This is a genomic window from Endozoicomonas sp. ALB032, from assembly GCF_049310125.1.
Lineage (GTDB): Bacteria > Pseudomonadota > Gammaproteobacteria > Pseudomonadales > Endozoicomonadaceae > Endozoicomonas_A.
This window is the reverse complement of the sequence record NZ_JBLYNW010000001.1, coordinates 6,239,813-6,254,959: the sequence shown is the minus strand read 5'-3', so window position 1 is coordinate 6,254,959 and position 15,147 is coordinate 6,239,813. Positions and strand designations below refer to the sequence as shown.

The following is a 15,147-nucleotide window of genomic DNA, read 5'->3' as shown; positions in this document are numbered from 1 at the left end:
CGTGTCAGCACTGATAAGCTCAAATCGTACAAGGGTAGTCGTAGGACTCGGCAAGACCGGAATGTCCTGTGTGCGATATCTTGCTGAAAGACAACGCCCATTTAAAGTGATGGATACCCGGAATAACCCGCCAGGTATAGACGAACTCAAAACTGCTTTTCCGAATGTTCCTGTCCATCTGGGTGGATTGAACACTCAGTGGCTGAATGGAGCCGATGAGTTGATTCTCAGTCCCGGTATTGCTCTGGCTACTCCTGAGATTGCTGAGGCTGTAAGTAGAGGTGTTGAAGCCGTTGGTGATATTGAGCTGTTCTGTCGCGAGGTGAATAAACCTGTCGTTGCCATAACTGGCTCTAACGGCAAGAGCACGGTCACAACTCTGCTGGGAGAGATGGCTCAAGAGGCCGGTTTGGGTGTTGCTGTGGGTGGCAATATTGGTACTCCAGCTCTTGAGCTTCTTGAGAAAGAAAATGTCGATCTCTATATCCTGGAATTGTCCAGCTTCCAGCTGGAAACCACTCATTCTTTACGTGCAGCCGCCGCGACGGTACTGAATATCAGTCCTGATCATATGGATCGTTATGAGACCATGATGGACTACCATAAGGCAAAGCAGCGTATATACCGTGGTTGTATACATGCGGTATACAACAAGCAGGATGCTCTGACTGTGCCTCTTCTTCCCCAGGCTACTCCCGCAACAGCGTTTACTTCCGGCAAGCCTGATTTACACGACTATGGCCTGATCGGGGATGAAGAAGGTATGTGGCTTTGTAAAGGTGTCGAAAGACTCATCAATACAGCGGTCATGAAGTTGCCGGGTCGTCACAATCAATTGAATGCACTGGCTGCCCTGGCCCTGGGTGAGTCAGTGGGTATCCCGATGACACCCATGCTGAAGACTCTGAGCCGCTTCACAGGTCTTTCTCATCGATGCCAATGGGTAGCGGAAAAAAACGGTGTGGTCTGGATTAATGATTCCAAAGCCACCAATGTCGGTGCATCGGTTGCGGCCATTGAAGGTCTGGGTGAGACCCTGACCGGAAAAATTGTTCTCATTGCCGGTGGGGACGGCAAGGGGGCAGATTTTAATCAGCTGAAACAGCCATTACAAAAGTTTGGTCGTGAGCTTGTGCTGATAGGGCGTGACGCACCTGATATCGATAAAGCCGTCAATGGCGTTATCCCGGTTCAATATGCTGAGGGTCTTGCTGCTGCAATAGATCGTGCCTTCGAGGTCAGTGAAAGCGGTGATGCTGTCCTGCTGGCTCCCGCTTGTGCCAGTTTTGATATGTTCGAAAGTTTCGAGCAGCGTGGCGATAGCTTTATGACTCTGGTCAGGGAGCGTCTTGCATGACTCTACACCAGAAGTTTCTCAGCGAAATAAGATCGCCTTTTACAGGCCGCCGTGGCAGTGTTCTTGATCTGCCGCTGCTGGGTGCTGTGCTGGGACTTCTTGTGATTGGTTTGATTATGGTCAGTTCCGCTTCTATGGAAGTGGCGGGCAGTCTTTATTCCAATCCGTTTTATATCCTCATCAAGCAGGCTTTTTTTGTTTTCGTCGGACTGTCGCTGATGGGTGTCATTTTGATGGTTCCGGTGACAACTATTGAGAAATACAGCTGGCTTTCACTTTTTGGTGGTCTGGGGCTGCTGCTGGCTGTGTTGGTTGTGGGTCGGGAGGTCAATGGCAGTGTTCGCTGGATTCCTCTGGGCTTTTTCAATCTGCAGGCATCAGAAGCGGCCAAATTGATGATTGTCGTTTACCTTGCGGCCTACCTGGTGCGTCGGTTGGAGGAAGTCAGAACCAGATGGACAGGCTTTTTCAAGCCTATGACTATTCTTTTTGTCTCATCTCTACTGTTGCTGATGGAGCCAGACCTTGGAGCGCTTGTGGTGTTGATGGGCGCTTCCATGGGAATGATTTTTCTGGCAGGCGCCAGACTCTGGCAATTCGTTATTCTGTTCCTGGTGCTGGTTGGGTCTATTGCCGCCCTGATTGTTTTTGAACCTTATCGCATGGCACGCCTGGCTTCTTATATGGACCCCTGGGCCAATGCTTTTGGTAGTGGCTATCAGTTGACTCAGTCCCTGATTGCTTTTGGGCGAGGTGAATGGTTTGGTGAGGGATTGGGTAATAGTCTGCAAAAGCTGTTCTATTTACCGGAAGCTCATACAGATTTTGTCTTTGCCGTTCTGGCTGAAGAGTTTGGTGTCCTTGGAGCAGTCTCTGTCCTGACTCTGATTCTGTTTATTTCCTGTCGAGCGCTGCAAATCGGTTACCGGGCAGAAGCAAAAAAACTACTGTTTCATGGCTACGTTGCATATGGAATCGGCTTGTTGTATAGCAGTCAGGCGTTGATCAATATTGCTGTAAATACCGGGTTGCTGCCCACAAAAGGTTTGGCGTTGCCTCTGATCAGTTATGGGGGTAGTAGCCTGTTGATAAACTGCCTGGCTTTTGGATTGTTGCTGCGGATTGATTATGAACGACGGCAGTTTAATGTCACAACAGATAATAAAAGCAGGGGAGTGTCATGAGTACTACTGACAAACCTACTGTTTTAATAATGGCGGGTGGTACCGGTGGGCATATTTTCCCGGCGCTGGCCACTGCCAGAGAACTTGAGAGGCGTGGCTACACTATTCACTGGTTGGGTACGGCCAACAGTATGGAAGCTGAACTGGTGCCGCGCCACGGATTTGAAATCAGCTTTATCCCGGTCACCGGATTGAGAGGTAAAGGCTTGAGCTTTTTACTAAAAGCGCCCTGGAAGCTCGCTGTTTCACTGTTTCGTGCCTTGAAAGTGATTCGAAGCTGCAAGCCTGTGTGTGTTCTGGGAATGGGTGGCTTTGCAACAGGACCGGGTGGGGTGGCCGCACGTTTGTCGGGTGTTCCCCTGGTGGTTCACGAGCAGAATGCGATTGCAGGCTTCACGAACAAGGTTTTATCAAGAGTTGCCCGCAAAGTATTGTTGGCTTTTCCCGGTGCTTTTGGTCCAGAGAGTGGCTCTGGCAAATTTATTCTGACCGGTAATCCGGTGAGAGCCGATATTGCAAATCCGGATTTACCTTCCCAACTGAATGGCAGGGCTCTAAGGCTGTTGGTGGTTGGTGGCAGTAGTGGCGCTGTAGCCATCAACGAGCTGGTTCCAAAAGTACTCACCCGGTTTAAAGGTCGCTTCGAGGTTTGGCATCAAACTGGCAGAAATAATCTCGATGCTACCCGTGAGTCTTATCGTGCTTTGGGTGTGGAGGGGCGCGTAGAACCCTTTATCGATGATATGGCTGGTGCCTATGAGTGGGCTGATCTGGTGATTTGTCGCTCTGGAGCCCTCACCGTTTCAGAGCTGGCGATGGCCCGAAGAGCGGCCCTGCTGGTGCCTTATCCCCATGCTGTTGATGATCATCAAACGGTCAATGGTCAGTACCTGGTTAATCAGGGGGCCGCCATGATGGTGCAGCAGAAAGAACTGAGCGAAACCTGTCTGATCAATATGTTAGAGAATTTTGTGGGCAATCCTGAGCAGCTGGTGACTATGGCCAGGGCTGCAGGCAGTGTCGCCAGGCCTATGGCGGCTGTGGAAGTAGTTGATCATTGTCTGGAGGTGGCTCATGCCCGCTAATAAGCCTATTTTTCCTGTGGCTCCTATACCTGAAATGCGTCGTATAAAAAATATTCATTTTGTTGGCATAGGTGGTTCGGGCATGTGCGGCATCGCAGAAGTGCTTAAGAACCAGGGGTATCAGATCTCTGGATCAGATATTCAACGCTCACCGGTAACCCAACGTTTGGAAGATCAGGGAATTAAAGTCTTTATTGGTCATAAAGCTGCGAATGTTGAGGGGGCGGATGTAGTGGTCACTTCTACAGCAGTCGCTTCGGAGAATCCGGAAGTGGTTACGGCAAGAGAGCTGCGTGTACCCGTAGTCCCCAGAGCTGAGATGCTGGCGGAACTGATGCGCTACCGTCATGGTATCGCAGTGGCAGGCACCCACGGCAAGACTACCACGACCAGTCTGTTGGCCTCGGTGTTGGGTTATGGTGGTCTGGATCCTACTTTTGTGATTGGCGGTCGTCTGAATTCAGCCGGTACCAATGCCAAGCTGGGAGGCAGTCGCTACCTCGTGGCAGAAGCGGATGAGTCAGATGCATCTTTCCTGCATCTGCAACCGATGGTTTCTATTGTCACCAACATTGATGCAGATCATATGGCTACCTATGAAGGAAGCTTTGACAAGTTAAAGAAAACCTTTGTGAGTTTTCTTCACAACCTGCCATTTTATGGTCTGGCTGTGGTCTGTACAGACTGCCCTGTGGTAAAAGAACTGTTACCATTAATTAAACGACAAGTTATTACTTATGGTGAAAGTGAGGGGGCCGATTTCCGGGCTGTTAATATTCAGCAAAAGGGTATGAAGACCTCTTTTGAGCTGGAGCGGAAATCTAAAGGCAATAAAAAGGTAAAAGTTGAGCTGAATATTCCAGGTCGTCACAATGTTCTCAATGCACTTGCCACTTTTATAGTTGCATCGGATGAAGGAATGCCTGATGAAGTGATCTGTGAAGGACTCAGGCAGTTCCAGGGTGTTGGCAGACGATTCCAGGTGCAGGGGTACTTTCAGACTGAGTCTGCCCAGATGATGCTCGTTGATGATTATGGGCACCACCCGACAGAGGTGGCGGCAACGATCAAGGCTATCCGCGCTGGATGGCCAGACAGGCGGCTGGTTATGGTTTATCAGCCACACCGCTATTCGAGAACCCGGGATCTTTACGAAGATTTCGTTGAGGTGCTGTCCCAGGTGGATGTCTTACTTTTGATGGAAGTCTATCCGGCAGGAGAAGAGCCGATTCCGGGTGCAGATACACGAAGCCTCTGTCGAAGTATTCGTCAAAGAGGCCAGCTGGAGCCTATCTTTATCTCCAGTCCTGATGAAGTTAGTACTGTTTTGCAAGGTGTTGTTGAAGACAATGACCTGGTTTTGACCCAGGGGGCCGGAGATATCGGTGCTTTGGCTGTGAGACTGACAACAGAGCTGGGTGAAAAACTGGACGATATAATTCAGGACGGAAAGGTAGCTTAAAGATGTATAGCCAGGACCAGGGTCAAGTTGCCATTGATGCAGACAGTTATGAGCTAAAAAGAGTATTCGGTAAAGTCGCGGTATTACTGGGTGGTTGTTCAGCTGAGCGGGAAGTAAGTCTTGCATCCGGTAAACGAATCTTTGAAGCCCTGAAAACCAGTGGCATAGATTGTTGTCTTATTGATCCAATCGAGGGGCTGGTCTCACAGCTGGTGGAACAGAAGCCTGATCGCGTTTTTATTGCTTTGCATGGTCCCCGCGGTGAGGATGGTACGGTGCAGGGACTGCTTGATCAAATGGATATTCCTTATGCGGGCAGTGACATTATGTCTTCAGCATTGGCCATGGACAAATACAGAAGCAAACTGCTCTGGCAAGCGGTTGGTTTACCCACCCCGGACTTTATGCTGATTGAGCAGGCTGAAAACCTTGATTGCTGTGCAGAGATATTGCCGGCTTTTGTAAAGCCCAGTCTGGAAGGCTCCAGCGTGGGGATTACCAGGGTTGATCGGGAGCAGGATCTGCTGCCAGCCTGGGAGCAGGCTTCAAAATACGGTGGTTCTGTGCTGGTGGAACAGTTTATTGATGGTCCTGAATATACGGTCGCGATTCTGAATAGTCAGCCCTTGCCTGCTATTCGAATCGAATCGGCAGAGTCTTTTTATGACTATGACGCTAAATATGTTTCAGGAAATACTCAATACCACTTACCCAGTGGTCTGTCTGAAAGCAAGGAGCAAGAACTTCAGGCTCTGGCACTGACCGCTTTTGAAACGCTGGGCTGCTCTGGCTGGGGTCGAGTCGACTTTATGCAGGACGAAAGAGGACGCTTCTGGCTACTTGAGGCAAATACCGTACCTGGTATGACTGAAACGAGTCTTGTTCCTATGGCCGGAAAGTCAGTGGGTTTGAGTTTTGAAGCATTGGTTCTGGAGATTCTGAAGTCGTCCCTGATACCGGCTCGTCAGAAAGAGGCTGGAATAAAGAGAAGCAAAGAGCTTGTTCAAACTGAATCAGAAGCCACCTGACGACTCTGGCAGGCGCGGTCGTGGGGCAAGTCGGGGAATAGAGAAAAAGCTGGCTCGGCCTGGATCGTGGAGACGCTGGTCAGGATTGACTGCCATCTGTGTTCTGGCCGTGTCTTTGCTCTGGATTTGGCCGACATTGATGATGTGGGTTAATCAGCCGATAGCACGGGTGGAAGTGCGTTCTACGTTCAATTATCTGGAACGTGGTGATGTTGAAAAACAGCTGGCCCCCTGGTTGGTCAATCGGTTTTTTTACCTTGACCTGGAAGAGATGAGAAGGGCTGTCCTGGATATGCCCTGGGTAAGGGAAGCCAGTCTGCGACGTGAGTGGCCGGATACTCTGATCGTCAGTCTGGAAGAGCGAAAACCGATTGCCCGTTGGCAGGATGACGGTTTGATTGATGAAGACGGAGAAGTTTTCAGACCGGGATCTCTGGAGGCCTTCAGTAAGCTGCCAAAGCTGTCAGGGGTGGAGGATCGTTCTCAGGATGTAATGCAGCAATACCTGGCGTTTAGTCAGGTGATCAGGCCCCTGGGAGTTGCCGTTAGAGAGTTGCGGCTCAGTACAACGGATTCCTGGTGGCTGAAAGTAGATCACGTTGATGTCAATCTCGGGCGTGATCGCAGAATGGAAAGATTGCAGCGTTTTATCAGGTTGTATTATGCAAGGCTCGATGATCGCTGGCAGGATGTAAAGCGCGTTGACTTGCGCTATTTGAATGGGGCTTCGGTGGCCTGGAAATAGTCATGAAAACGTCATTATGCGTTTTCGTGGCAACACTGGAGTAGTGGGTTCGGCGCACTGACTATTTTGGTCAGAGTGGTTTGGGATGATAGATGCCATGACAGCGGCAGATAACGGAAATTTAATAGTCGGACTCGACATTGGAACTTCCAAAGTTGTAGCGATCGTCGGTGAGATAACCGCAGATGGCCAGCTGGAAGTGATCGGGATCGGCTCACATACCTCACGGGGTCTGAAGCGTGGTGTTGTTGTCAATATTGACTCTACAGTCCATGCCATAAAAAGGGCTGTGGAAGAGGCTGAGTTGATGGCCGGTTGTCAGATTCACTCCGTTTACGCCGGCATCGCAGGTAATCATATACGCAGCCTGAACTCCCACGGAATTGTTGCTATCAGGGAGAGAGAGGTTACCAGTGCCGATATTGACAGGGTGATTGATGCCGCCCAGGCTGTTGCTATTCCGGCAGATCAGCGAATTCTTCATATTTTGCCTCAGGAATATGTGATTGATACCCAGGAAGGTGTGAAGGAACCATTGGGCATGTCAGGAGTGCGTCTGGAAGCGAAAGTGCATCTGGTGACCTGTGCTGTCAATGCAGCGCAGAATATTGAGAACTGTATTAAACGATGTGGTCTTGAAGTAGACGACATTATTCTGGAGCAGTTGGCTTCGAGCTATTCAGTGCTTTCAGAAGATGAGAAAGAGCTCGGTGTGTGCATGGTTGATATTGGAGGTGGCACCACCGATATTGCTATCTTCACTGAGGGAGCCATACGACATACGGCAGTTATTCCTATAGCGGGTGATCAGGTCACCAATGATATTGCCATGGCTCTGAGAACACCCACTCAGCATGCTGAAGAACTTAAGATCAAATATGCCTGCGCTCTTACCCAACTGGCGCGTGCTGAAGATATGATCAAGGTTCCGAGTGTTGGAGACAGGGCAGCCAGAGAGCTGTCTCGACAGTCGCTGGCAGAGGTGGTTGAGCCAAGGTACGACGAGCTGTTTACACTGATTCAGGCGGAATTGAGACGAAGTGGTTTTGAAGATCTCATTCCGGCCGGTATCGTGCTGACGGGTGGTACGTCCAAAATGGAGGGTGCCGTAGATCTGGCAGAAGAAATTTTTCACATGCCGGTCAGGCTCGGCATGCCTCAGGCCATTCAGGGGTTGACAGATGTCGTTTGTAATCCTATTTATGCAACAGGTGTCGGCCTGCTTCACTATGGTTTGAAAGCTCAACAGGAAGGGCGAAGGGAAACGGCCAGTTTCAGCAGACAGGAAGAAAGTCTGTTCAATCGGCTTAAAAAATGGTTTCAAGGTCAATTCTGATTGAGGGTTGGTTAGCAATCAACAGAATTAATCCTGCAGAAGGCAATGGCTGATTGTCATTGGCTAAACAGGAGCACACTGCATGCAGGGTGTTCCTGCAGGAAAGTGATTGAAGTTTAATGGCATTTAATATTCAGAAAATATCCTGTTTACGGTGACAGAAAGGAGAGAGCCATGTTTGAACTGGTGGATAATGTTCCGCAGGAAGCGGTGATAAAGGTTGTAGGCGTAGGTGGCGGTGGCGGTAATGCAGTCTGCCACATGTTGAACAGTCGGCTGGAAGGTGTTGAGTTTATCTGTGCTAATACGGATGCCCAGGCTCTGAAAAAACAGCACCTTCAGGCTCATACCCATCTGCAACTGGGAGCCAATATTACTCGTGGCCTCGGGGCTGGAGCAAATCCGGAGGTCGGTCGTGATGCAGCGATGGAAGACAGAGACCGTATTTCTGAAGTGTTGGCGGGCTCTGACATGGTTTTCATCACTGCCGGTATGGGAGGAGGTACAGGTACCGGTGCTGCTCCGGTTGTGGCTGAAATTGCCAGAGAGATGGGGGCTCTGACCGTAGCGGTGGTGACCAAGCCGTTTTCTTTTGAAGGTCGCCGCAGAATGACAGTGGCTGAAGAGGGGCTGAATCAGTTAAAAGAGAGCGTAGACTCCCTGGTCTGTATTCCTAATGAGAATCTTCTGCCTGTTTTGGGTCGTGATGTCAGTTTGCTGAACGCTTTTGGTGCAGCAAATGACGTACTGCTGGGCGCAGTTCAGGGTATTTCAGAATTGATTACCCGTGACGGCCTGATTAATGTTGACTTTGCTGACGTCCGGACTGTTATGTCTGAAATGGGCATGGCTATGATGGGTACAGGTTCAGCCACAGGCAGCAACAGAGCGATTGAAGCGGCCGAGCGAGCTATCCGAAGTCCTCTCCTGGAAGACGTCAACCTTCAGGGGGCTCGCGGAGTGTTGGTTAATATTACTGCTGGTCTCGATCTTTCTGTGGGTGAATTTCATGAAGTGGGTGACACTGTTCGTGAATTTGCTTCCGATAATGCCACCACTGTAGTAGGTACAGTTATCGATCCGGAAATGACGGATGAATTAAGAGTGACTGTTGTTGCCACTGGTCTGGGAGACAGTGACGAAAAGCAGGAACAGTCCCTTAAGGTGGTTGATGGTTCCAAGCCAAGGGCGACCCGTCCAGACGGTACCCTGAACCTCAAGGAGCTTGATATTCCTCCTCATGTTCGCAAGAAAGCAGCTGAACAGCCCGAGGTAGAGGAAGCTGAAAAGCCCCGCAGGCAAGCACCATCAACTGACAATGTGGATTACCTGGATGTACCGGCGTTTTTGCGCCGACAGGCTGATTGAATCAATGACCGGTTGTGTCATGTGTAACTTTTGTTACAATGAGTCGTTGCATTCAAATAACAGGGGCCTTTGAGGTCGCGGAATAGCGTTATCATGATCAGACAGCGTACCCTGAAAAATATTATTCGAGCTACGGGAGTGGGGTTACATTCCGGTGAAAAGGTCTATTTGACTCTTAAGCCGGCTCCCGTCGATACCGGCATTATCTTCTGTCGCACAGATCTTGATCCTGTGTTGGAAATTCCTGCTCGTGCAGAAAATGTCGGAGAAACTACCCTGTGTACCTCTTTGCAGAAAGACGGTGTTCGGGTAGACACCGTTGAACACCTGCTTTCGGCAATGGCTGGTCTGGGAATCGACAATGCCTATGTCGAATTGAGCGCCCATGAAGTTCCGATCATGGACGGTAGTGCGGGACCTTTTGTTTTCCTGATCCAGTCTGCTGGTATTCAGGAGCAGGAGGCAGCCAAGAAATTTATTCGTATCAAGAAAGAAGTGACCGTCACTGATGGTGAGAAAACAGCTACTTTCAAGCCTTATGACGGCTTCAAAGTCAGTTTTACTATCTATTTTGACCACCCTGTTTTCAAAGGTCGTTCACAGACCTCTGAGATTGATTTTTCCAGTACTTCTTTCGTAAAAGAAGTCAGCCGTGCCCGTACCTTCGGATTCATGCGTGACGTTGAGTATCTGCGTTCACAGAATCTGGCTTTGGGAGGCAGTGTTGACAACGTTGTAGTGGTTGATGACTACCGTATTCTTAACGAAGACGGATTGCGCTACCATGATGAGCTGGTTAAACACAAGATTCTGGACGCCATCGGTGATCTGTACCTATTAGGTAATAGTCTGGTTGGCCAGTTCGTTGGCTACAAGTCCGGACACGAATTAAACAATAAGCTGGTCCGTTCTCTGCTGGAGAATGAAAAAGCCTGGGAAGTAGTGACATTTGAGGATACTGAAGTGGCACCGATTTCCTACCTTAAGCCGGCTGCGGTTACTGCTTAACTCATATAGTCACCTTTCATTGAAGGTCGCAGAAGCGACCTTTTTTGGAATCTATGCTGGTTAAATGAGGCATCTGGTTTTTAAAGATTTACCTGAATCTGAAAACCATCAAGAGTGAAGAAAACAAGAATGTGGGAGAACGACAGCAAAGTGACTTTTTTACCAGGGTCAAATATTGCTGACATGGTTGTGTCGATTCTTCATGACTGAATAGCGCTATCCTGTTTCAAGACAGGATGTGGATATGACGCTCTATCGCCTTTTGCATTGAAGCCCGGGTGATGAGCAGTTATTTCCATGATAATGAGTTAATAAGGTTGAATCATTGGGAGTACAGGGCTTCCTAGAATGAAAGTCATTGTTGTAAAGCAAGATCACTCTCGAACACAATCGTTCAGAGTCACAAGCAAGCGGCTGGCACTGGCTGCTTTTTCGGCGGTTTTTCTCTGCATGATGCTGGGTGGAGGTATTACCTATCTTTTCCTCAATTCGAAATCTGGCGTTGTCCTGACTGAAGAGGGCCTGCAAGAATGGCGGACAGTCCTGAGCGGACAGAGAAAAGAAGTTGAAAATGTTCGTCTTGCTGCAGAACGTCAAATTGATGCCCTGACCATTCGTCTGGCAGAGTTACAAGGGCGGATTACCCGACTGGATGCTGTTGGCGAGAGACTAACCATTGCTGCGAAACTGGATGATGGCGAGTTTTTCTTCGATGAAGTGCCAGCTATTGGTGGCCCGGAAGCGCTGCCTTCCAATGAATCTATCTATTCAATGCCCCCGCTTATTGATGCTATTGATCAACTTTCTGAGCAGATAGACAGCAGAGAGCAGCAGTTTGATATTCTGACCAGCCTGGTCTCTAACAGGACCATGAGTAATGATGTCTTTGTGGCAGGGCTTCCTGTCAAGAAAGGTTGGCTTTCTTCTCGTTTTGGTCAGAGAGCAGATCCTTTTACCGGAAAATTATCCTGGCATTCAGGTATTGATATGGCCGCTGTAAATGGTTCTGACATTATTGCTGTGGCTGCCGGTGTCGTGACCTGGTCAGGTGATCGCTCTGGCTATGGGCTTATGGTTGAGGTTAACCATGTTAATGGCTATGTGACACGATATGCGCACAATTATTCCAACGAAGTCAAGGTGGGCGACATCGTTACTCGAGGTCAGGTTATTGCTAAAGTAGGAAGCACAGGTCGTTCAACAGGGCCGCATGTTCACTTTGAAGTCATTCGCAATGGTAAGCATGTGGATCCACAGCGCTACATTTATCGGGCAAGCAAGTGATCTTTCCTGACAAGAACAAAGCGCTCCTCATATTGCTGGTATTTCCGATCCTTTTTCATGACTTGTTTTTTCGATGAATCTCACTGCCCGATTATTCAGTGCTGATCCTGCGAGTTGTCAGCGAAAAAGTAGCGCTCTTCCCTTGAAAGACTTCTTTCCAGTCCCTATATCCTTTACTGATGAGTGTAAATGTCTGTAAGGTTTGGATTTTTCTGCCTTTAATCCAGATTGTTGCAAACGTCTGGCGTTGACGTCAGTCAATAAAAAACCATCTTAAGCTTTACGTTTATGGCTTATAAAACATTAAGGGCCAGATTTATAGCTAATATGGATGAGACTTTTGTGTGATTGTCATAGAATATTTGGCTGTTCTTAAGCTTGTCTGCCCACCCGGGATTGTCGGCAAGAGAGGCAGCCCCGGAATCAGAGTGAGACTGTAACCAATCTATGTTAGCTTCGTTAGTCAAAAAAATTATCGGCAGCCGGAATGATCGCCAGCTGAAACGCATGGGCAAGCTGGTCAAACAGATCAATGCTCTGGAAGATCAACTGTCTGGTCTCAATGATGAAGAGCTCAGGGGGCGGACTCAGTCCCTCAAGGATCGCTATCAGCAAGGCGAAAATCTTGATGACTTGCTGCCCGAGGCCTTTGCTGTCGTCAGAGAGGGCAGTAAACGCAGCATGGGCATGAGACATTTTGATGTCCAGCTGATCGGTGGCATTACTCTTCACGAAGGTCGCATCGCCGAGATGAGAACCGGTGAAGGTAAGACACTGATGGCGACACTGCCTGTTTACCTGAATGCCATCACAGGTAAGGGTGTTCATGTTGTTACCGTTAATGACTATCTTGCTCGTCGAGACGCCCAGTGGATGAGTGCTCTTTATGAGTTTCTTGGCCTGACAGTCGGAGTAGTCGTTCCCCAGCAGTCTCCTGAAGAGAAAAGGGCTGCTTATCAAGCTGACATTACCTACGGAACCAACAATGAGTTTGGCTTCGATTATCTTCGTGACAATATGGCGTTTCGCAAGGAAGATAAGTTTCAGCGTGAATTGCACTATGCTGTTGTCGACGAAGTGGACTCCATCCTGATTGATGAAGCCCGAACGCCACTCATTATTTCCGGTCCGGCGGAAGATTCCTCTGAACTCTACAAACAGATGAACAAACTGGCTCCTCAGCTGAAAAAACAGGAAGAAGAACTCGGAGAAGGTGAAGAGCCAACCGGTCATTACCTGCTGGATGAAAAGACCCGTCAGGTTGAGCTGACCGAGATCGGCCATTTGTTTATTGAAGAGCAATTGCAGAAGCTGGGACTCCTGCCTGAAGGAGAGAGTCTCTATTCTGCCCATAACCTGAATATGCTTCATCATGTGAATGCAGCGTTGAAAGCTCATGTCCTGTTCATGCGAAATGTTGAGTACATTGTGGCCGACGGCGAAGTGCTGCTGGTTGATGAACACACGGGAAGAACCATGCCGGGCCGTCGTCTCTCTGAAGGTCTGCATCAGGCACTGGAGGCTAAGGAAGGACTGAATATTCAGGCTGAGAGTCAGACCCTGGCCTCGACAACCTTCCAGAACTACTTCCGACTCTACGAAAAGCTTTCTGGTATGACCGGTACAGCGGATACAGAAGCTTTCGAGCTTCGCCAGATTTATGGTCTGGACGTTATTGTTGTCCCGACCCATAAACCAATGGTACGTGAGGATGGTAACGATCTGGTTTATCTGACCATTGAAGAAAAGTACGAAGCGATCATTGCAGACATCAAGGAAACCGTTCAGCAAGGGCGTCCTGTTTTGGTGGGTACTGCATCTATTGACGCTTCCGAACTCTTGTCCAATGCCTTGAATAAGGCCAGGATCCCTCACAATGTTCTTAACGCCAAATTTCACGAGAAGGAGGCCGAGATCATTGCCCAGGCGGGGCGTCCGGGTGCTATTACCATTGCTACCAACATGGCGGGTCGTGGAACTGACATAACCTTGGGTGGTAGCTGGGAGGCCGAGCTATCAGCCGTTAAAAATCCAGATCAGCAGCAGGAAGACCAGATCAAGTCTGAATGGCAGAAGCGCCACAAGGCCGTTCTGGCAGCCGGTGGTCTGCATATTATCGGTACTGAGCGTCATGAATCCCGCCGTATCGATAATCAGCTGCGTGGCCGGTCCGGTCGTCAGGGGGACCCGGGTTCTTCCCGTTTTTACCTGTCTCTGGAAGATAACCTGATGCGTATCTTTGCCTCTGACCGGGTGAAGAACTTTATGAAAGCACTGGGTATGGAAAAAGGTGAAGCTATCGAGCACCGAATGGTGACCAATGCGATTGAAAAAGCCCAGCGCAAGGTTGAGGGTCGTAACTTCGATATTCGAAAGCAGTTGCTGGAATATGATGACGTCGCCAATGATCAGCGCAGAGTGGTCTACAAACAGCGTGATGAGCTTCTGAATTCTGAAAACGTGCAATCCAGCATTGATAGCATGAGATCTGAAGTGGTCAACGATGTCATTTCCCAGCACATCCCACGCGAGAGTCTTGAAGAGCAATGGGATGTGAAAGGTCTCGAGCAGAAGCTTGGGGCTGAACTGGCTATCCATTTGCCGATCCAGAAGTGGCTGGATGAAGATGACAAGCTGGAAGAAGAAGGTCTGAGAGAGAAGATTCTGGCTGAGGTCATCTCCAACTACAAGCAGAAAGAAGAACTGGCGGGTGGCGAGTCCCTGAGGAACTTCGAGAAACATATCCTGTTGCGTGTACTGGATGACAAGTGGAAAGAACACCTTGCGACCATGGATCACCTGCGTCAGGGCATCCACTTAAGAGGTTATGCCCAGAAGAACCCCAAGCAGGAATACAAACGTGAAGCCTTTGAGTTGTTCCAGTCCATGCTGGAAGATATCAAAACGGACACCATTCGTATCCTTTCTCATGTTCAGGTTCAGCAGGATGACAAAACCGAGGAAATGGAGGAGCAGCGTCGTCAGGAACTGATTCGTCGTATGCAGTTTCAGCATGAGCAGGCGCATGTTATGGAAGATCATTCAGGGAAAGAAGGTGAACTGCCAGAAGGTGTAACCGAACCTTTCGTTCGAGAAAGTCGCAAAGTCGGCCGAAATGAACCCTGTCCCTGTGGCTCCGGCAAGAAGTATAAACAGTGTCACGGTAAAATAGTTTGATATTGACCCGTTATTTTAAAGAAAACAGGCCGCTTCGCGGCCTGTTTTCTTTTATGGACTGTTTTAAACCGGCTGATTTATCGATGCATTGGGGTATAATTAATTTTTACTAT

General features: G+C 49.1%; 11 protein-coding genes. All 11 read left to right on the top strand.

All coding sequences use genetic code 11. The annotated features are described in order from the left end of the window. Position 1: 1 nt before the first annotated feature. The 11 genes from murD to secA all read left to right on the top strand — a co-directional run bounded on the left by murD (position 2) and on the right by secA (position 15,034). Positions 2–1,357 (top strand): UDP-N-acetylmuramoyl-L-alanine--D-glutamate ligase, encoded by a 1,356-nt coding sequence (gene murD / locus ACO6VG_RS23510; RefSeq protein ID WP_422134520.1) that lies wholly within the window; start codon positions 2–4, stop codon positions 1,355–1,357. Continuing rightward, positions 1,354–2,541 (top strand): putative lipid II flippase FtsW, encoded by a 1,188-nt coding sequence (gene ftsW, locus ACO6VG_RS23505; protein ID WP_422475878.1) that lies wholly within the window; start codon positions 1,354–1,356, stop codon positions 2,539–2,541. The genes murD and ftsW overlap by 4 nt, the downstream gene beginning before the upstream one ends. After that, entirely contained in the window at positions 2,538–3,626 is a 1,089-nt protein-coding gene (gene murG / locus ACO6VG_RS23500) for an undecaprenyldiphospho-muramoylpentapeptide beta-N-acetylglucosaminyltransferase (RefSeq protein ID WP_422134518.1), read from the top strand. Before ftsW ends, murG begins: the two co-directional genes overlap by 4 nt. Next, positions 3,616–5,088 carry a UDP-N-acetylmuramate--L-alanine ligase gene (gene murC, locus ACO6VG_RS23495; RefSeq protein ID WP_422134517.1) on the top strand — a complete coding sequence of 491 codons (1,473 nt, stop codon included), beginning with the start codon at positions 3,616–3,618 and terminating at the stop codon, positions 5,086–5,088. The genes murG and murC overlap by 11 nt, the downstream gene beginning before the upstream one ends. A 2-nt stretch (positions 5,089–5,090) precedes the next feature. Next, entirely contained in the window at positions 5,091–6,116 is a 1,026-nt protein-coding gene (locus ACO6VG_RS23490) for a D-alanine--D-alanine ligase (protein WP_422134516.1), read from the top strand. Beyond that, positions 6,088–6,861, top strand: coding sequence for a cell division protein FtsQ/DivIB (locus ACO6VG_RS23485; RefSeq protein WP_422134515.1), 774 nt, complete (start codon positions 6,088–6,090; stop codon positions 6,859–6,861). The genes ACO6VG_RS23490 and ACO6VG_RS23485 overlap by 29 nt, the downstream gene beginning before the upstream one ends. 97 nt (positions 6,862–6,958) lie before the next feature. After that, positions 6,959–8,197: a cell division protein FtsA gene (ftsA, locus tag ACO6VG_RS23480; protein ID WP_422137126.1), complete on the top strand. Its 1,239-nt coding sequence runs from the start codon at positions 6,959–6,961 to the stop codon at positions 8,195–8,197. 174 nt (positions 8,198–8,371) lie between these two features. Next, positions 8,372–9,565, top strand: a complete 1,194-nt coding sequence (gene ftsZ, locus ACO6VG_RS23475; RefSeq protein WP_422134514.1) for a cell division protein FtsZ — start codon at positions 8,372–8,374, stop codon at positions 9,563–9,565. Between the two features lie 93 nt (positions 9,566–9,658). After that, entirely contained in the window at positions 9,659–10,573 is a 915-nt protein-coding gene (gene lpxC, locus ACO6VG_RS23470; protein ID WP_422475875.1) for a UDP-3-O-acyl-N-acetylglucosamine deacetylase, read from the top strand. Positions 10,574–10,921: 348 nt separating this feature from the next. Beyond that, positions 10,922–11,857 carry a M23 family metallopeptidase gene (locus tag ACO6VG_RS23465; RefSeq protein WP_422134512.1) on the top strand — a complete coding sequence of 312 codons (936 nt, stop codon included), beginning with the start codon at positions 10,922–10,924 and terminating at the stop codon, positions 11,855–11,857. A 447-nt stretch (positions 11,858–12,304) separates the two neighbouring features. Next, positions 12,305–15,034 (top strand): preprotein translocase subunit SecA, encoded by a 2,730-nt coding sequence (secA, locus tag ACO6VG_RS23460; protein ID WP_422134511.1) that lies wholly within the window; start codon positions 12,305–12,307, stop codon positions 15,032–15,034. Positions 15,035–15,147: the final 113 nt, after the last annotated feature.